Annotated in this window: 16 protein-coding genes and 1 pseudogene; 12 read left to right on the forward strand and 5 right to left on the reverse strand. The window is 33.8% G+C overall.

The features are described from left to right. A pseudogene (locus EQ921_RS07425) lies at positions 1-407 on the reverse strand (hypothetical protein); the annotation flags it as partial. A gap of 289 nt (positions 408-696) precedes the next feature. Between EQ921_RS07425 and EQ921_RS07430 the strand changes: the two are divergent. Continuing rightward, positions 697-1,059 carry a DUF488 domain-containing protein gene (locus tag EQ921_RS07430; RefSeq protein ID WP_128331168.1) on the forward strand — a complete coding sequence of 121 codons (363 nt, stop codon included), beginning with the start codon at positions 697-699 and terminating at the stop codon, positions 1,057-1,059. Here the strand turns inward: EQ921_RS07430 and EQ921_RS07435 are convergent, their stop codons facing one another. The 3 genes from EQ921_RS07435 to EQ921_RS07445 are packed head-to-tail and all read right to left on the reverse strand — an operon-like array spanning position 1,060 to position 3,155. Further along, positions 1,060-1,557: a hypothetical protein gene (locus tag EQ921_RS07435; protein ID WP_128152873.1), complete on the reverse strand. Its 498-nt coding sequence runs from the start codon at positions 1,555-1,557 to the stop codon at positions 1,060-1,062. A gap of 15 nt (positions 1,558-1,572) precedes the next feature. Next, entirely contained in the window at positions 1,573-2,505 is a 933-nt protein-coding gene (locus EQ921_RS07440) for a M28 family metallopeptidase (RefSeq protein ID WP_128331169.1), read from the reverse strand. Continuing rightward, entirely contained in the window at positions 2,502-3,155 is a 654-nt protein-coding gene (locus EQ921_RS07445; RefSeq protein ID WP_128331170.1) for a DUF6348 family protein, read from the reverse strand. Before EQ921_RS07445 ends, EQ921_RS07440 begins: the two co-directional genes overlap by 4 nt. 139 nt (positions 3,156-3,294) lie before the next feature. Between EQ921_RS07445 and pstS the strand changes: the two genes are divergently transcribed. The 9 genes from pstS (at position 3,295) to EQ921_RS07490 (ending at position 14,129) form a co-directional block, all read left to right on the forward strand. Then, positions 3,295-4,341: a phosphate ABC transporter substrate-binding protein PstS gene (gene pstS / locus EQ921_RS07450; RefSeq protein WP_128152870.1), complete on the forward strand. Its 1,047-nt coding sequence runs from the start codon at positions 3,295-3,297 to the stop codon at positions 4,339-4,341. 39 nt (positions 4,342-4,380) lie between these two features. Further along, on the forward strand, positions 4,381-5,232 hold the full coding sequence (gene pstC / locus EQ921_RS07455) for a phosphate ABC transporter permease subunit PstC (protein ID WP_128331171.1): 852 nt from the start codon (positions 4,381-4,383) through the stop codon (positions 5,230-5,232). A gap of 3 nt (positions 5,233-5,235) precedes the next feature. Continuing rightward, complete coding sequence (gene pstA, locus EQ921_RS07460; RefSeq protein ID WP_128331172.1) at positions 5,236-6,105, forward strand: phosphate ABC transporter permease PstA; 870 nt, start codon at positions 5,236-5,238, stop codon at positions 6,103-6,105. Then, positions 6,090-6,872, forward strand: a complete 783-nt coding sequence (gene pstB, locus EQ921_RS07465; RefSeq protein ID WP_128152867.1) for a phosphate ABC transporter ATP-binding protein PstB — start codon at positions 6,090-6,092, stop codon at positions 6,870-6,872. Before pstA ends, pstB begins: the two co-directional genes overlap by 16 nt. Before the next feature lie 20 nt (positions 6,873-6,892). Further along, positions 6,893-7,570: a PhoU domain-containing protein gene (locus tag EQ921_RS07470; RefSeq protein WP_128152866.1), complete on the forward strand. Its 678-nt coding sequence runs from the start codon at positions 6,893-6,895 to the stop codon at positions 7,568-7,570. Positions 7,571-7,585: 15 nt separating this feature from the next. After that, a complete protein-coding gene (locus tag EQ921_RS07475; protein ID WP_128152865.1) occupies positions 7,586-8,275 on the forward strand; it encodes a response regulator transcription factor in 690 nt (229 codons plus the stop codon). 32 nt (positions 8,276-8,307) lie between these two features. Further along, positions 8,308-10,035: a cell wall metabolism sensor histidine kinase WalK gene (locus EQ921_RS07480; RefSeq protein WP_128152864.1), complete on the forward strand. Its 1,728-nt coding sequence runs from the start codon at positions 8,308-8,310 to the stop codon at positions 10,033-10,035. A gap of 155 nt (positions 10,036-10,190) precedes the next feature. After that, a complete protein-coding gene (locus EQ921_RS07485) occupies positions 10,191-12,923 on the forward strand; it encodes a TonB-dependent receptor (protein WP_128331173.1) in 2,733 nt (910 codons plus the stop codon). Positions 12,924-12,953: 30 nt separating this feature from the next. Continuing rightward, positions 12,954-14,129: a hypothetical protein gene (locus tag EQ921_RS07490; protein ID WP_128331174.1), complete on the forward strand. Its 1,176-nt coding sequence runs from the start codon at positions 12,954-12,956 to the stop codon at positions 14,127-14,129. Between the two features lie 79 nt (positions 14,130-14,208). On the opposite strand, the gene EQ921_RS07495 is transcribed toward EQ921_RS07490, so the two are convergent. Then, a complete protein-coding gene (locus EQ921_RS07495; protein WP_128331175.1) occupies positions 14,209-14,460 on the reverse strand; it encodes a hypothetical protein in 252 nt (83 codons plus the stop codon). A 368-nt stretch (positions 14,461-14,828) separates the two neighbouring features. Between EQ921_RS07495 and EQ921_RS07500 the strand changes: the two genes are divergently transcribed. Both EQ921_RS07500 and EQ921_RS07505 read left to right on the forward strand, forming a co-directional pair. Continuing rightward, positions 14,829-15,602, forward strand: a complete 774-nt coding sequence (locus EQ921_RS07500) for a polysaccharide biosynthesis/export family protein (protein WP_128152860.1) — start codon at positions 14,829-14,831, stop codon at positions 15,600-15,602. A gap of 8 nt (positions 15,603-15,610) precedes the next feature. Beyond that, complete coding sequence (locus EQ921_RS07505; RefSeq protein ID WP_128331176.1) at positions 15,611-18,007, forward strand: polysaccharide biosynthesis tyrosine autokinase; 2,397 nt, start codon at positions 15,611-15,613, stop codon at positions 18,005-18,007. Positions 18,008-18,024: the final 17 nt, after the last annotated feature.

An 18,024-nucleotide genomic window follows, 5' to 3' on the forward strand; every position in this document is an offset into this window, starting at 1 on the left:
TGGGTGATTACGCCAATAAACTGACTCATCACCCGGCCGTACTGCCGGAAGGAAAATGTGATCCTCTTACCCAGATGGCGGCGGGAGTTTTCCAGCGGATAGGCTTTTGATTCGGAAAATTCGTCGGGGTCGGCGGTAAGCTCAAACTCGTGGTGTCCGCTAAAGGACTGCTTCAGCTCCAGCTTCAGGTTGGTCTGGTTGAAATAATCCACTCCCTGTATCTGTACGCTTATGCTGACCAGCGAGCTGTTGCCGTACTGGCTGTCTTTGTTTCCTCCGTAGCGGGCATAGTAGCTCCCTTTGTTTAACTGCTCTATCTCTTGCTGGGTATAGAGTTTAAAGTTTGAATATTCCTCTGAAGAATCTGTTTCTTTAAGACGTTTGCGTGAAATTTCATCTGAATTCATAAAGATACCGTATAAGTTACAACTTTTAAACAATAACAAAGCAAAAATACGAGAAATAATTACTAATTATATTAATAGGTGGTTAAAATTATCTATATTATTAAATTTATACTACTAAAATAGTATATTTTATGTTTATTGTGTTTAATCTGTTAAACAAACTAAAGGTTAGGTTTACCTAGAATTTCTACCTGCAAGGTGCCTCAGGGAATGTGTGGATAGATGGTTTCCATAAATCGAAACTTCTGGCATTTTTTTCGCAGTAAATAAATAAATAATTAGGTAACTTATGCCAGAAATTGTAGTAAAAAGGGTGTATGAGCCTTACGATCCGGAAGACGGGTACCGTATTTTGGTGGATCGTTTATGGCCCAGAGGAATAAAAAAAGAAAATTTGCCCTACGATATGTGGGCGAAAGAGGTAACTCCTTCGTCAGGATTGCGCAAATGGTTTCATTCAGATCCGGAGCATCACTGGCCGGTTTTTGTTTCTCATTACCGGGAAGAGCTCAGTCAGTCGGATGCGGTAGAGAAACTTATGCCTCTGCTGGCTTCTTATCCTAAGATAACCTTACTGTATGCTTCTAAAAATAAAGAGCAAAACCATGCTCTGATTCTCAAGGATTTTTTAGATAAAAAAATGAAAGTGTAATCAGTTTCTGAGCTGACGGGCAAACTTATAGGCATCGGAAATATCGATGTCCTCATCGTCATGATGAGAATTGCCACGAAATTTAAATTCCAGTATCTTATCATTTTTGATATAGGTGCGGGTTTCCAGAATACGGCTGATACGAGACGAATCCGGCTCCTGGGTTTTTTCGTTTATCTCAAAGGCTTTGTCGTAATTATAAATAAAGATAAGTTTACCTGAGAAGAAAAAATATTCGGTAATGTACCTGCCTATGAAGCTGTGCGTATCGGCTACTATCTTTTTAAGTTCTCCGTTTTTAAAGTAGCCGGATAAAAGAATCCCTTTGTAATGTTTTTTAATGATTTCGTACTCCTGATCTGCATTAATTTCTTTTACCAGCCTCTTAATTTCGGAAATTTTTTTCCTCTTTTTTTGTTCTTGTGTTGCAGAAATAAAAACGAGTCCGATCAGTATAGGTATAATAATTTTTTTTAAAGGTGTTTTACGATATTTCATACGGTTTGATATTAGTTATTCATTGATTCGGGTAGGAGTGTCTGCTCCGGAAATAATGGATTGCGCACTTAGGGCAATCGCTTTAACAATTTCACTCATATTGGAAAGATCCAGGGTATCGATTTCATCGTTTACCTGATGGTAGTAGGGTTCGTTATCCATTTTTGAGGTGCTGATAGTGTGGGCCGGTACTCCCAGATAGGCCAGAGTGGCATTGTCTGAACGGTAAAAAAGTTTTTCTTTTCTATATGGATCCGGGTAAAAACTAAAAGGGGTACCGGATAGGTTTTTTTGAAGAATTGTGCCGAAATCCGATTTTTCATAACCGGTAATAAAGGCTGAATTTTTCCCCCATTTGCTATCCGTTCCAATCATTTCAATATTAAACATAGCAGTAATTTGGTTAGGATCGTATTGTTTTGAAAAATACCGGGAACCTAATCCGCCTTCCTCTTCACCGGTAAAACAGACAAAAATAAGAGTTCTTTCGTTTTGGTTCAGTTTTTTAAAATATTCAGCAAGAAGCAGTACTGCAGCAACCCCGGAAGCATCGTCATTTGCTCCGTTGTAAATAGAATCAGTTCCCATTTGAGGGGAACGCATGCCCAGGTGATCATAATGAGCCGAAAAAATAACGTATTCATTTTTTCTGGATTTACCCTCCAGTATACCTATCACATTGGTAAGCGTTCCTTGCGGATAACGTTCATAACTGAATGTTTGAAAATAGGAGTCTGAGGTATAGGGAGTCAGTCCGGTTTTTTGAAAACGGGAAGCAATAAAAGCCGCGGCACTGTCAATTTCCGGAGTGAATATTTCCCGGCCTTTCATATCATCAGAAGCCAGTACTTTTATAATGGATTGTATCTTGCTAGCGGAAAACAGGGTGTCTGTAGTCTGCGCCTTTCCTAAAACCGACAGGCAGACCAAAAAAAGGATTTTCTTCATATAGAGTCTTTTACATCCATCTTTTTAATTAATATGAAATTCCGAAGGCTGTAAAATTTATCGGAAGCTGTCCAGTGGATGTCTTTTAGTTTATTTCCGAGCAATGGCCAGTCTTCATTATTTTTCAGCGATTCAATCATTTTTTCGTCTTTGGAAATATTAGCATAATAAATCCTGTACCAGTTAAGATCTTCAGTAAGGGTATCGTTTTTAATCTGTTCTTCAATGGTGGAAAACAGATCCTGAGGAATATTGTAATCTCCCTTGCAGCCGAAATTACCAATGTAAACTTTCCACATTTCACCATCAATTTCCCATTCTTCAATACCTATATGCTCATGTTCGTCCACCTGCCAGAAAGCAGATAAAAAAACATGCAGAGAGTTGGCAGCAAAATTCTGGAAAGCATCCTGAGTAGCGGAAAGCTCGTCTTTACCTACTCCTGCAAAGCTTTCGTATATCACTTTTTTATCTCCTAAGAGAAGAGTGATATCCAAACGTATGCTGGCTCCGTTTTCGTATTCTTTCAGATTTTGTGTAGCAGCACTCATGGCAGGCAGCTGTTCGTCAACCAAAAGCCATCCTTTGTACTCTAACGTATTCAAATCGTGAGCCTTTAATATGTTTCCTAAAATTTCCTGAGCCGTCATTTAATATATTTTTTTCAAAAATACGCATTTTCTTTGCCCTGAGTGCAAATTTTCCTTTCAAATAAATCTTAACCAAATCGCAACAAAACTGTAACAACATTGTTACGAAATACCTTTAGTATTGCATAAAAATTACATAATGAAAAAGATAATTCTTTTACTATCAGGAGCGGTTATGATGTTAACTGCCTGTAACCAAGACAAAGAAGGTAAGGCTAAGCTTTCAGGAGCAGGAGCAACCTTTCCGGCTCCTTTTTACAATATTGTTTTTAAAAATTATTCGGAACAATCGGGGAACGAAGTTACGTATGGAGCTACCGGAAGTGGAAGCGGAATACGGAGTTTGAAAGATCGTACAGTAGATTTTGGTGCTACGGACGTATTTTTATCCGATGATGAGCTTAAGGAAATGGGAGGAGAGATTGTTCATATCCCTACGGCTTTGGGTGCAGTGGTTTTATCTTACAACCTTCCGGACGTAAAAGGATTAAAACTTACCGCTGAACTTATTTCTGAAATATACAGAGGAAAAATAAAAAACTGGAATGATCCTAAAATAAAAGCCATCAATTCGGAAATCACTTTCCCTGATTTGGCAATTACTCCGGTATACCGTTCAGACGGAAGCGGAACAACCTATGTGTTTACCGACTATATGTCTAAAGCGGATGAGTTATGGAATAAAGAAATAGGAAAAGGAAAATCATTGGAATTTCCGGCAGGTATAGCTGCAAAAGGAAATCCGGGAGTTGCCGGAATCATATCAAAAACTAAAGGTTCTATCGGATATATCGGTTCTGAATATGCATTGGCACTCAACATACCTAGTGCTTCGTTAAAAAATTCTTCCGGTAAATTCGTGGAAGCTACTACTGAATCAATATCTGCGTCTGCAAATGTAGATTTACCAGCAGATACCCGTGTAATGATTACCAATTCTTCTTCAGCAGATGCATATCCTATCAGTACGTTTACCTGGATCATCCTGTTTAAAGAACAATCATATAACAACCGTACCGAAAATACCGCTAAAGCTTTAGTAGGACTTCTTGATTACGTAATCGGAGAAGAAGGTCAGAAAGTGGCGGCGAAAACTCATTATGCACCTCTTCCACAGAAAGCGGTTGAGTTAAATAAAACCAATATCAAATCTATCACTTTCAATAAAAAAGCAATTAATCCATAATAAAACAAAAACTATCTATAACTGTCAAGTTCTGATATAATGAAAGATAGATTATTTAAAATAGTATTATTTTTAGCCTCGTTTCTCATACTGCTGTTAACTGCGGGTATTGTATACGCTTTAATCAGCCAGAGTTTACGAACATTTTCCGAAATAGGATTTTTCAAATTTCTTACTTCAGATTCCTGGAATCCTAAAACAGATAAATATGGTGCTTTATCATTTATATCAGGAACCCTTATGACCTCTGTACTGGCTTTAGCTTTCTGTGTATTGTTTTCTTTACCGGTGGCTTTGTTTAACGGGGAATATTTCCGGGGAAAAAAGATATCGACAGTAGTCAGTTCAATAGTGGATCTGCTTGCAGGTATTCCCTCCATAGTTTACGGATTATGGGGGTTTTATGTAGTTTGTCCTGTTTTGGTTGATTTAGGGGTCAGCGATACCGGTTTTGGTGTGCTACTGGCATCTATTGTGCTGGCTATTATGATTATTCCTTATGCATCGTCTCTAAGTGCGGAATTTATTTCTATGGTTCCCAATGAACTTAAAGAAGCAGCTTACAGCCTTGGAGCCACCCGCCTGGAGGTAGTTACCCGGATAAGTCTTCCGGCTGCAGGTTCAGGCATTCTTACTTCCTATATATTGGCATTGGGAAGAGCCTTGGGGGAAACCATGGCCGTAACTATGCTGATTGGTAATACAAATGCCATTCCTACCGGAATAACAGGTACTGGAAATACCATGGCCAGTATTATTGCCAACCAGTTCGGTGAAGCAGACGGTCTTAAATTGAGCTCGCTGATTGCGATTGGCCTGTTATTGTTTTTGATAACGGCTGTCATCAATTTTATAGCTAAATACAGTATGAAATTAATTAACAAAGCTTAAACCATGTTTACATCCAGTATAAAATACAGGGAACTGAAAAGCAAATTTTTCTTTTATATTATTTGTATTTTCTCTTTTCTGGCTATGGTTCCTTTATTTTTAATTCTTTGGGAACTTTTAAAAAAAGGATACCGGCAATTTAACCTCAGCTTATTTACCGAAACGGCTCCGACTTCTATGGATGCCATGCTGGCAAAAATGAGCGATGATTTAATTCCCGGCGGTATATTAAATGGAATTACCGGGACACTTTTAATTTTAGGTATTGCCATTGTCATATCTATTCCTATAGGGATTTTTGCAGGGGTTTACCTGGCGGAAAAACAAAACAGTTTTTTTGCTAACCTGATTCGTAATTTAACAGATTTGCTTCAGGGAATACCCTCTATTGTTGTGGGTATTATCGTGTATATCTGGGTAGTACGTCCGATGCATTCCTATTCGGCATTAGCCGGGAGTGTGGCTCTGTCCATTATGATGCTCCCTATGATTATCCGTTCTACCGAAGAAAGTATCCGGATGCTTCCCGTTACTCTTAAAGAGGCAGCACTGGCCCTGGGTGGTTCGTATGTAAATGTGGTATTTAAAGTATTAATACCCTCTGCCTTTGGAGGCATGTTCACAGGGATATTGCTAGCTATTTCACGGGTAATGGGTGAAACGGCACCACTTTTGGTTACCGCATTAGGTGCCTCTATAGTAAACTGGGATTTTACTAAACCCACCAGCTCCATACCTCTGTTAATATGGGAATTTTATAATGATCCTAATTTATCAGACCTGGTCTGGTCTTCATCTTTATTGTTATTATTAATTATTTTGGTTATCAACCTAACAGCAAAAAGTATTTCTAAAAAATGGAAAATTCAGTAATTAATCATGATACGCCGATTCTGGAATTAAAAAATGTATGCGTTTCTTATGTTCCGGGAAAAAATGCCGTAGAAAATGTTAATGCCGTAGTGAACAAAAATACAATTACTGCAATCATGGGGCCTTCGGGATGCGGAAAAAGTACGCTTTTAAGAGCCATTAACAGAATGCATGAATTATATCCCAGCATAAAAACAACCGGAGAAATTATTCTTAAAGGTGAAAATATCTTTGATATGAATCCTATGAAAGTAAGGCGAATGGCCGGAATGGTTTTTCAAAGACCTAATCCATTTCCTACGATGAGCATTCTGGAAAATGTGCTGGCGGGATATAGTTTAAACGGTATTAAACTTAAAAAATCGGAAAAAGAAGAAATTGTTGAAAAAAGTTTGCAGGATGTGGCATTGTGGGATGAAGTTAAAGACTCCATTAATAAAAGGGGAACTTTTCTATCCGGTGGCCAGCAGCAGCGTTTGTGTATTGCCAGAGCACTGGCATTGAAACCGGAAGTTCTGTTGATGGATGAACCTACGTCTGCTCTTGATCCGATATCAACTAACCGTGTGGAAGAATTGGTGTTGGAACTTAAAAAAGAATATACTATATTGGTGGTTACTCACAATATGTCTCAGGCTGCCCGAATTTCCGATAATTCTATGTTCATGTATTTAGGTGAACTGGTAGAATACGATTCAACCAGACAAATGTTTACCAAGCCTAAACATAAAAGAACCGAAGATTATCTTACAGGAGTATTTAGTTAATTATAAAACAAGTTGATAGTATGCCGACAAATATAAAAATTAAACAGTTAGAAATTCTGCAAAACGATTTTGAATTGATATCCAAAACGGTATTAACTCAGATTCAGATTACCAAAAAACTTTTGGATAACCACCAGATCAATGAACTGTACGAAGAAGGACGGGAAAATGAAATTATTATTGACCGGCTGGAGATGAAAATACGTGAGGAAGTGGTATTCACGATATTTACTTTTAATCCGCTGGCGGAAGACCTTAGAAGAATTATAGCTTATCAGGATATGACTACCAATTTGGAACGAATCGGTGATATTCTTTTAAACATCATTCATTTTATCAAGGATTATAATGATAGTGCCGTTACCAATTTTTCGGAATTTAAAAAAGAGCTCAGCAAAATGCTGGAAATTGTGAGTGAAATGGTTCGGAATGCTCTGATTTCATTTACAGCTCATGACAATGTGTTGGCCTATAAAATTATTAGAGAGGATAAAAAGGTGAATACCTTATTTCATAAAATAAATAGTAACTTACAGGAAACTTTCTCCGATAAAATCCTGGCCAGAACCGATATTGAAAATCTTTTGATTATAAATTCTATTAATCAGAATCTTGAGCGTATCGGTGACGGTGCAACCAATATTGCCGAATCAGCCATTTATTTGACTGAAGGAAGAGATATAAGACATAAAAAATAACCTAGAAAGAGCATTATGGAAACTGTTCCCACTATACTGATTGTTGAAGACGAAACCGATATTCGTGAAATTTTACAGTTTAATCTGGAAAGTGAAGGTTTTAAGGTGGATTTAGCGGAATCTGCGGAAGAGGCTCTGGAAATATTTGATTCCAGTCATGAGCTGATTCTTCTGGATGTTATGATGGAAGGAATGTCCGGATATAAAATGGCCGAAAAATTAAGAAAATCTAAAAATCAGGTACCAATTATTTTTCTTACCGCAAAAAATACGGAAAATGATATGTTAACGGGTTTTTCAATCGGAGGTGATGACTACATTACCAAACCTTTTTCAATCAAAGAGGTAGTGGCCCGGATCAAAAGTGTGCTTAAAAGATCGGATAAGCCGGTACTTGTTGAAAAGGAGAGCAATATGGTAACGATTGATGGTCTGGAAGTAAATCTTGAAACTAAACAGGTTACAATTGATAAAAACACGGTTGATTTAACTAAAACAGAATTTGAAATTCTTGTTTTCCTGCTTAAAAATGAAAATAAGATTCATTCACGTGCAGAGATACTGAATAAAGTATGGAGGAACAATGAGTTTGTACTGGAACGTACTGTGGATGTGCATATTGCCAGACTCAGAAAAAAGATTGGTAGCTATGGTAAGCTGATCGTTAACAAAACGGGATACGGATATAGTTTTTCAATGAAATAAAATATTTTAATTGTACTTAAGAACCTAATTTAATGAAATTATCTTATAAACAGCGCATATTCTTTTACTTTTTTGCCATTTTTGCCCTATTCACTATAATTCTGGTGCTTTTTGAAAGAAAAAAAGAAAAAAATTATAAAACCCAGACAATCGAAACAACATTAGAGAGTTATGCTAATGTTATTAATTCGTATATTCTTCACGAAAAGCTTCTGGAAGGAAATTCAGACAGATTACAGGAATTGTCTCAATTGTTGCCCAAGCAGATAAGAATAACGGTGATCAGTAAAAAAGGAGATGTATTGTTCGACAATGATGTACAAAACGTTAAAACACTGGAAAACCATCTCAGAAGGCCCGAAATTCAAAAAGCTATTTTTCAGGGGAAGGGATCTAATGTACGCATGTCAACTTCTACACGGGAGGAGTATATGTACTATGCTTCATCATACAACCAGTATTTTGTTCGTGTAGCACTACCTTATAATATTCAGACGGAAAAATTTTTTAAAGCAGACAATGTTTTTTTATACCTGACACTGGGTATGTTTATCATTGTTCTTTTTTTATTGAATTTTGTATCTGATCGTTTTAACGAATCTATCATTCGCTTAAAGAATTATGTTATTGATGTTAAAAATGGAAAAAGCATTCCTGAAAATGTTCATTTTCCTGATGATGATTTGGGGGAAATAGGAACGGAACTTGCGGCTATTGTTAAACAGAAAGAACAAAGCAAACAGGAGATTGAACTGGAGAGAGAAAAATTAATCCTTCACTTTCAATATGTGAATGAAGGTGTCTGTATTTTTAATCCGGATTTAAAAAGTATATATTCAAATTCGCAGTTTATTCAATATTTAAATTTTATTGTAGATGATCCGATTCTTGATGTAAGTTTACTATTTGATCATGAACTATTTTTTCCAATCAAAGCCTTTATTTTAGACGAAAATAATAAGGAAAATCATTTTTTAGTACAGATTAATAAGGGTAAAAAAGTTTTTTCATTGCAAACCATTAAGTTTGAGGACCAAAGCTTTGAAATAATTATTAAAGATATTACCAAATCGGAAAAGACGCGTTTGATTAAGCAGGAAATGTCTAATAACATCACTCACGAACTTCGTACTCCTGTGGCGAGTATACGGGCTTATCTGGAAACTCTGGAAGAACAGGATCTTCCGTTGGATAAACAAAAACAATTTATAAACCGAGCATTTTTACAATCGGTTCGCTTATCTCATTTAATTGATGATATTAGTTTAATCAGTAAAATGGAAGAGGCTGGAAATTTGTTTAAAAAAGAATTTGTAAATATATCTCAGCTAATCAATGAAGTAAGAATAAATCTGATGGATGGCTTACTGAGACATAAGATAAAACTTAAAATTTCTATTGATGAACATTTGAAGGTTAATGGGAATTATACTTTGTTGTATTCTGTTTTTCAGAATCTTATGGAAAATACAATCAATTATGGTGGAGAAAATATTGAAATTCACATCAGTAATTATATGGAAGATTCCAATTTTGTGTATTTTTCTTATTATGATACCGGAGAGGGAGTGGAAGAAAAGCATTTAAATCGTCTTTTTGAAAGGTTTTACCGTGTTAATGAAGGGAGAACCCGTAATAGCGGGGGAACAGGATTGGGACTTTCTATAGTTAAGAATGCAATATTGTTGCATAACGGTGAAATTCACGTTAAAAAGCATAATCATGGAGGTTTGGAATTCTTATTCACATTGAAAAAGTAATTTTTTATTTGTTAAATTTATATTTTAAAAGGCTGTGTTTCACAGTCTTTTGTTTTTTAGTCAAAAAAATAGTATCTTATTTTTTGTAACCAAATCTTTATCTTTTTGTAATGACTAATTAATATAGTACGTATTTCTTTGCATAAAAATTTACAATGCAGAAGACAAAACCCATTCTTTCTTTTCTATTAATTATTTATTCAGTTTTTTTATATTCTCAACAAGGTGTACGTGGTAAAGTAACAGATAATACGAATCGTGCAGTTACCGATTGCAATATTTTTGTTCAGGGAACGGATTATTTTACACAAGTAGATGGTTCTGGTAATTATCAGCTGGAAATAGAGCCTGGAGAATATACACTGGAGTTTACATCTTCGACATTTAAAGAAGTAACGGAGAGAGTTACTGTTACTAAAGAACAATATACAATTCTTCCAGTAAAATTGGTTCAGGAAAGTCAGGAAAAAGTTCTTCAAAAAGTAGTGGTTACCGGTCAATCAGCATTAAATACGGAAACAGGTTTGGTTTCATTGCAAAAAAAGTCCGTTGAAATTACTGAGAATGTATCTTCTGCACAACTTAGCAAGCAAGGAGTTGGCGATGTTGCTTCTGCTGTGGCTAAAGCAACTGGTACGTTTAAACAGGAGGGCACAGGAACTATTTTTATCAGAGGGTTGGGAGACAGATATAATTCAACAACTTTAAACGGTCTTCCGATTCCCTCCGACAATCCGGATATGAAAAACATTGATTTGTCTATTTTTAAGACAGGTATTGTTGAATACATTAGTTTAGAAAAGGTTTTTTCATCACCCATGTTTGGAGACGTAGCTGGCGCTAATATCAATATTGTCTCTAAAGAGCCTAAAGCAAAAGGTTATGTAAAATTAGGACTGAACTCCGGAGTGAATACTCAGGCTATAGCTCAGGATAAATTCTGGCAAAAAGACGGAACTAATTTCTGGGGTTTTAAGAATACCCATATACCTTCTCAGGCTCTATCCGGTTATAATTTCTCAACTTCATGGAATTGGAAGAATATTAGAAATCCATTTGATTCAGGATTAAATCTGGAGGCAGGAAAAAGCTTTTCTTTAGGCTCGGAAGGTAAGTTATCTTTATCTGCAACTTTATCTTTTGATAATGATTATGTGTATAGTAAAGGTATAGAAAAAACCTTAAATGCTCAGGGAAATGCACTTAAAGATTTAACTTCCGAAAAGTATGAATATTCAACCAATACGACCGGTATGGCCAATATCATATATAAAATCAATCAAAGAAATAAAATCAGTTACCATTCATTATTTGTAAACTCTTCGGATCAGACCAACCGAGTTATGAAAGGGTATATTAAAGATCTGGCAGAAGATGCAACGGGAGTTATACGGAGAGCAGAATATAAATTATCGTCTTTATGGGTAAACCAATTGCTGGGTAGTCATAAATTTAAAGATAGAGTAGAGGCTGACTGGAATGTTGCATACAATATATTAGATAGTAAAAATCCGGACAGACAGCAAACAACAACGAAAACATCTGAATTATCAGGAAATCCCATATTTATCAGTAATTCAGATTCAGATCAGAACCGATATTTTGACAAGCTTAAAGATAATGAATTCACAGGCGGGGCATCACTTTATTATTTTTTTGGAAGTGATAGAGAAAACAAAATAAATCTGGGATATCAGGGGAAAAGCAAGGAAAGAAAATTTGAAGCTACACAAATTAATTTTAAAATTCCTACCATGGAAATGTTTGCTGATGTGAACAATTTTGATTCTTTTTTTAATCAGTCGGGATTTGAGTCCGGTTCTTTTATCATGAGAACATTCAGAGGAAATATATTTACCCCGGGAGCATTAAATCCCAGTGAGTTCAAAGGAACACAGATCACTCATGCAGGATTTGTTAATATTATTTATAAACTTTCAGATAGATTCACGGTTCAGGCAGGTGCAAGAGCTGAGAATGTTAATCAAAAGATTAACTGGGATACCAACCTAAGTGTGAGTACTGAAGATATGAAGCTAGAAAAGACCAAATTCCTGCCTTCTTTAAACTTAAAATACTCATTAACTCCCAATCATAATTTACGTATGGCTTTTTCGAAAACATATACTATGCCTCAGTTTATAGAGGTGGCACCATTTTATTATGAAGATGTTACTGAAATACGAATGGGAAATCCGTATTTATATCCATCGGATAATTATAATTTTGATTTGAAATGGGAACTTTTTCCTAAATCGGGAGAGGTGCTATCTTTAACTGCATTTGGAAAATATATTAAAAATCCAATAGCTAAGCTAACCTTATCATCTTCAGCTAATGAGATATCATATGCCAACGTTGGCGATAATGCCTATGTTTATGGAGCAGAGATAGAAATTCGAAAGGATCTTATAAAATTTTCAACAGGTAAAATATATAGTTTTCTAAATGCAACTGTAATGAAAACCCAATCTGATCTGAATTCGGAAAAAATTGAAAGGGAAACAAACGGTTTTATTAATGCGTCTTTTGATAAAAAAAAGGATGATTTACAGGGTGCAGCTAATTTTTTAGCTAATGTTAATCTGGGATATAACCAGCAAATGGGAAGAATGTCTATGGATATGGTTATTTCTTATGCTTATGTAGGAAGTAACATTTATGCCTTAAGCTATAATCTCACAGGAAATCTTGTTGAACAGGAGCTGCATTTACTGGACGCTACTCTTAAATTTAATTTATCTAAAGATACATCCTTAGGATTTACAGCTAAAAATCTGTTAAATCCTAAATATGAAAGAAAACAAAAAACCATTGCCGGAGATATAACTCAGAGATCATATGATAAAGGACGATATTTCGGATTAAGTTTATCACAACAATTTTAAGCTAATTAAATAAAAATAAATCAAAACATTATGGCAAGTAAAACTATTATCAAATTTTTATTGGGTTTAGGAGCAGTTTCGTCAACAATTATATCATGCGGAAGCGATGATAGTAAAAATGAAAACACTGCCACTCCACAATTGGTGACTATAGACCCATCTAATTTTAAAGGAGAACTAAAGTCCGGACAACAAGCAAAATTAGATCCATCTAAAGTTTATAAGCTGACCGGAGGATTTACGATAAGAGATGGTGCGTCTTTGGAAATACCAGCGGGTACTCGAATTGAAGCAACCGGAGGAACATCATCCTACCTTGCTGTTGCTCAGGGGGGTAAAATTTTTGTTAACGGAACGGCTTCTGCACCGGTAGTCTTTACTTCAGGTAATACGACTCCGGCAGGTGGTGACTGGGGAGGTCTGGTTTTATGTGGTAGAGCTCCTATCAATGTAGGTAATGGAACAGCAACTTCTGAGGTAGCTTCTTTGACATACGGAGGAACCAGTGTTAGTGATAACTCAGGCTCTATTAAATATTGCCGAATTGAATATTCGGGAGCTGCTTTTAATTCAGAAAAGGAATTTAATGGCTTATCTTTATTTGGAGTAGGTAACGGAACAACCATTGATTATGTACAAATCTATCAGGGAAATGATGACGGTATTGAATTTTTTGGTGGAACTGTTAATGCTTATCATATTGTTTCTAATGGTAATGAGGATGATGCTTTTGATTATACGGAAGGATGGACAGGTACCAGTGAATATATATATACGACCCGAAGAACCGATGGTACGGGTAATCGTGGAGTAGAAGCTGATAACAGTCAGGTTAATGAACTAGCGGCTCCCGTTTCAAATCCTACAATTAAAAATGCTACATTTATAGGGGCTACAGCAGGAAGTGAATCGCAAGCTTTAAAACTCAGATACGGTACTAAAGGAAGTTTCGAGAATATCGTTGTATCCGGATTTTCAACCGGAGTGGATATTGAACATGATTCTACTTTGGACAATGTAGCCAATGGCTCATTAAAAATAACCAAAATAAGATTTGATAATATTACAACAGAGTCCAGTGGAAAAAAATCAGACAAAACTGTAGTAAATGTTACGAATGCATATACTGTTGATAATACAGCAACCGGAGCCGGAAATGGAACAGCTATTCCTACCTGGGCGCAAGGATGGACAGCAAATTTATAATTTTCATAATACATACATTAATTCAAAAACATTAAAAGCGGTAATTTATTACCGCTTTTAATGTTTTTCGTACTAAAATTTATCTGTTAATTTTATTTTCAATATTTTCAATTTCTTTTAAAAGAATCATGTCCAATTCATTTATTCTATCTCTTACTTCATCCAATTTACCAAGCCTTAAATAATAAGTGATTAGAAATTCAATATATTTTCTTGTTTCGGAAACATAAATTTGAAGTTGAATATCATTTTTTACAGTTTTAGAAAATTCATATATAGCTTTTTTAAATACTTCGAATTCATCATCTAAATTATTATTATAATTATTCATAAAATAGTTTTTTTAATTTTTGTCAAAATTATAGAAGGTTAACCATATATGGTGACAATAATTATACCATATTAGGTTTATTGTTATTATTTTGATAATACTCAAATTTAAAAAAACTATGATTTTTTTAATGTTATAATATATTATTTATCATTAAAATCTAGTTAGTTTTGTCTTATACATAAAAATACATTATTTTTGCCGTTACTTAATAGTTTAATACTAATTAATGAATTTATTAAATAGCACCCCTGTTATAACTGATCAAACATATATAAGAAGTTATAAACTTTTTGTAGATTTTTTTTCAAAAAAAAATCTACATTCTTTGATATATTTACTAAAGTTAACAACTTAAATTATAAAAAATGAAAAAAAGTAACTTCTATTATATTGTTATTTTGTCTTTGTTTATTTTATCATCTTGTGCTTCCAAAAAAGAAATGTATTATTTTCAGGGAGATGAAATTTTGTTAAAAGATGTGTATAAATATACACCTACTTTAAAACCGGATGATTTACTCGTGATTACGGTTTCTGCATTGGATCTAGAATCAACATTACCATTCAATCAACAAAATGCATACAATTATAATAATGTGACCGAAAGTGTTACAACAACAAATCCTAGACTAAAAACCTACTTGATAGATGAAAATGGAGATATAGATTTTCCTGTATTAGGGAAATTAAAATTAGGAGGATTAACTAGAAATGAGGCTATGGATTTTATGAGAAATAAATTATCTAAGTACATAAAAGATCCATCAGTCAATATTTCTATAACAAACTTCAGAATAACTGTTTTGGGAGAAGTTACCAAGCCAGGAACTTATACATTAGCCAATGAAAAAATTACTATTTTAGAAGCTTTAGGGTTAGCTGGAGATTTAACTATTTATGGAAAAAGAAAGGATATTATAGTTGTAAGAGAGATTGATGGTAACAAAACATTTACACATGTCGATTTAACATCTAAAGATATATTTCGTTCTCCAGTCTATTATTTGTCACAAAATGATGTGGTGTATGTTCATCCCAACAGTGCAAAAAGGACATCTTCTGCTTATAGTGCAACAACATCAGTTTTTGTTTCATTGGCAGGTGTAATAATTTCAGTGATTTCCGTACTTACCCGTTAATAAAATTTATGAAAGACTCTAACACAGAATATCCAGAAGAAAGTAATATTGATATCAAAGAGGTTTTATATCAATATCTTATATATTGGAAATGGTTTGTCGTATCTATAGTATTAATGTTGTCAATATCATTTTTTTATCTGAAATTAACACCAAAAAAATATAAATCTGAATCTAAAATATTGTTAGATTTAGATTCAGACAATGGTTCATCCTTATTAGGATTACAAGATTTAACAGCTCTTACCGGAGCAAATGGTTCAAAAATAGAAGATCAAATAGAGGTGCTTAAATCCAGACGGTTAATGACAAAAGTTATAGATTCTTTGGACTTAAATGTTCATTATTTCCAGAGAAATAGCTTAATAACTAATGAAATTTATAAAGAAGAATCACCAGTTACAGTTCATTTTTTAGATTCTAAATCCAAATATTTGATAGATTCATTATATTCATTTAATATTAAAGTTAAAGATGCGAAAACTTTTACCTACGAAGTAAATGATTTATCAGATGAAAAAACAGCCTTTTTTGATAAGCCTATAAAATTTTCATTTGGACAGATTATTTTCCAGTATAATCCTTTGTTGAAAGAAGCAGTTGAGAAAAATAATAAGTTAAGAATATCTGTTTTCCCAATGAACTCAACAGCTTTACATTACATTAGTCAAATCAACGTTAAAGCTAATACTAAAAATGGTAATATAGTTAACTTGGAAATGGAAAATATACTTCCTAACAATTCAAATAAAATTATTGATTTGTTGGTTTCTCAGTATGAAAAAGATATTATTGAAGATAAAAATAAAGTTGGTATAAATACTATTAATTTTATTAATGATCGATTGGATTTAATCTCTAAAGATTTAAGTACAACGGATCAAAGTATGGAAAAGTTTAAATCCAAAAAAGCTATTACAGATATTGCTACAGAAGGTCAAATATCTGTTCAGCAATCTTCTAAAATTGATGATCAGCTAAAACAATATCTAATTCAGTTAAGTCTGGTTAACTATATGGATAACTTTATTAGAAATAATAGAAAGTCTTTGGTACCTAGTAATATTGGATTGACAGATCCTTCAATTGCACAAGCAACACAGCAATATAATCAATTAGTACTGGAAAGAGATAATCTTTTAAAAAGTTCAACAGAAGAAAATCCTATAATTGTAAATTTGGATAGCAGGTTAAAAGAATTTAATAATAATTTAATATCAAGTCTTAGAAACTATAAATCAACAACAGAGTTAGCTATAGGAAATTTAAAGTCTCAATTAGGAGAAGTAAAAGGAAGTATTTCTGAATTACCTTCAAAAGAACGTGGATTTAGAGATATAGCAAGAAAACAACAGACAATTGAAGCTCTATATCTTCTATTGTTACAAAAAAGGGAAGAAACTGAAATATCAACAGCTTCTACCCCAAATGTAGTAAAAGTGGTCGACAAATCTTTTTATACAGACAGAGCTGTTTCACCTAAAAAAAACTTAGTCATATTATTTAGCTTAGTTTTGGGAGTGCTTATACCTGTGTTTATACTTTATGTTAGATTTATATTAGATAATAAAGTTAAATTTAAGAAAGATATTGAGAAGGTAATTACTAATATTCCTATAAGTGGATATATACCTCATTCTAAAGATGAGCTGATTGATATTAATAGTGCAAACTCACCATCTGCAGAAGCTTTTAGAGTATTAAGAACTGACATAAATTTTTTACTTCCGGGTGATAAAAATAATTCAAAATGTATTTACATAACCTCTACTATTAGTGGAGAAGGTAAAACATATGTAGCTGTAAATTTAGCTTATACGTTAGCACTAACAAATAAAAAAGTACTAATTATAGAAGCAGACATAAGAAAGCCTAAGGTCAGAGAATATTTAAAAATTAAAGAAAATCCTAACGGTATAACTGAATATTTATCTGAAAATATATCTAATCTTAATGATAATATTATTGCAGTAAAATATCCTCAAAGTGAATCTATTAAAATAGATATCTTTCCCTCAGGAAGAAAGGCTCCTAATCCTTCTGAATTATTTATGAATGGACGTTTTAAAGATATTGTAGATTACGGACTTGAAAATTATGATTTTGTCATTGTTGATACAGCACCTGTTAGTGCAGTAACTGATACTTTACTAATTAATGATTACGCTAATCTGTTGCTTTATGTTGTAAGATCCAATTATTTAGATAAAAAATTACTCGAAATACCAGAACAATTATATAAAGATAAAAAGCTCAAAAATCATAAAACGGCTATACTCATTAATGATGTTGATATGAAAAATGGATTTAATTATGGATATGGATATGGGTATGGATATAGCGATGAGGATAAAGACGTTGTCTGGTATAAAAAAATATTTAATTTTAAAAATAAAAGTCGCTAATTAATATTTTTTACTAC

The sequence above is a fragment of the Apibacter sp. HY039 genome (assembly GCF_004023655.1).
GTDB lineage: Bacteria > Bacteroidota > Bacteroidia > Flavobacteriales > Weeksellaceae > Apibacter > Apibacter raozihei.

What these genes read in the sequence shown, in the direction of transcription:
- EQ921_RS07430 (WP_128331168.1), top strand. Translation starts at nt 697, where the DNA reads ATGCCAGAAATTGTAGTAAAAAGGGTGTATGAGCCTTACGATCCGGAA.
- EQ921_RS07435 (WP_128152873.1), bottom strand. Translation starts at nt 1,557, where the DNA reads ATGAAATATCGTAAAACACCTTTAAAAAAAATTATTATACCTATACTG.
- EQ921_RS07440 (WP_128331169.1), bottom strand. Translation starts at nt 2,505, where the DNA reads ATGAAGAAAATCCTTTTTTTGGTCTGCCTGTCGGTTTTAGGAAAGGCG.
- EQ921_RS07445 (WP_128331170.1), bottom strand. Translation starts at nt 3,155, where the DNA reads ATGACGGCTCAGGAAATTTTAGGAAACATATTAAAGGCTCACGATTTG.
- pstS (WP_128152870.1), top strand. Translation starts at nt 3,295, where the DNA reads ATGAAAAAGATAATTCTTTTACTATCAGGAGCGGTTATGATGTTAACT.
- pstC (WP_128331171.1), top strand. Translation starts at nt 4,381, where the DNA reads ATGAAAGATAGATTATTTAAAATAGTATTATTTTTAGCCTCGTTTCTC.
- pstA (WP_128331172.1), top strand. Translation starts at nt 5,236, where the DNA reads ATGTTTACATCCAGTATAAAATACAGGGAACTGAAAAGCAAATTTTTC.
- pstB (WP_128152867.1), top strand. Translation starts at nt 6,090, where the DNA reads ATGGAAAATTCAGTAATTAATCATGATACGCCGATTCTGGAATTAAAA.
- EQ921_RS07470 (WP_128152866.1), top strand. Translation starts at nt 6,893, where the DNA reads ATGCCGACAAATATAAAAATTAAACAGTTAGAAATTCTGCAAAACGAT.
- EQ921_RS07475 (WP_128152865.1), top strand. Translation starts at nt 7,586, where the DNA reads ATGGAAACTGTTCCCACTATACTGATTGTTGAAGACGAAACCGATATT.
- EQ921_RS07480 (WP_128152864.1), top strand. Translation starts at nt 8,308, where the DNA reads ATGAAATTATCTTATAAACAGCGCATATTCTTTTACTTTTTTGCCATT.
- EQ921_RS07485 (WP_128331173.1), top strand. Translation starts at nt 10,191, where the DNA reads ATGCAGAAGACAAAACCCATTCTTTCTTTTCTATTAATTATTTATTCA.
- EQ921_RS07490 (WP_128331174.1), top strand. Translation starts at nt 12,954, where the DNA reads ATGGCAAGTAAAACTATTATCAAATTTTTATTGGGTTTAGGAGCAGTT.
- EQ921_RS07495 (WP_128331175.1), bottom strand. Translation starts at nt 14,460, where the DNA reads ATGAATAATTATAATAATAATTTAGATGATGAATTCGAAGTATTTAAA.
- EQ921_RS07500 (WP_128152860.1), top strand. Translation starts at nt 14,829, where the DNA reads ATGAAAAAAAGTAACTTCTATTATATTGTTATTTTGTCTTTGTTTATT.
- EQ921_RS07505 (WP_128331176.1), top strand. Translation starts at nt 15,611, where the DNA reads ATGAAAGACTCTAACACAGAATATCCAGAAGAAAGTAATATTGATATC.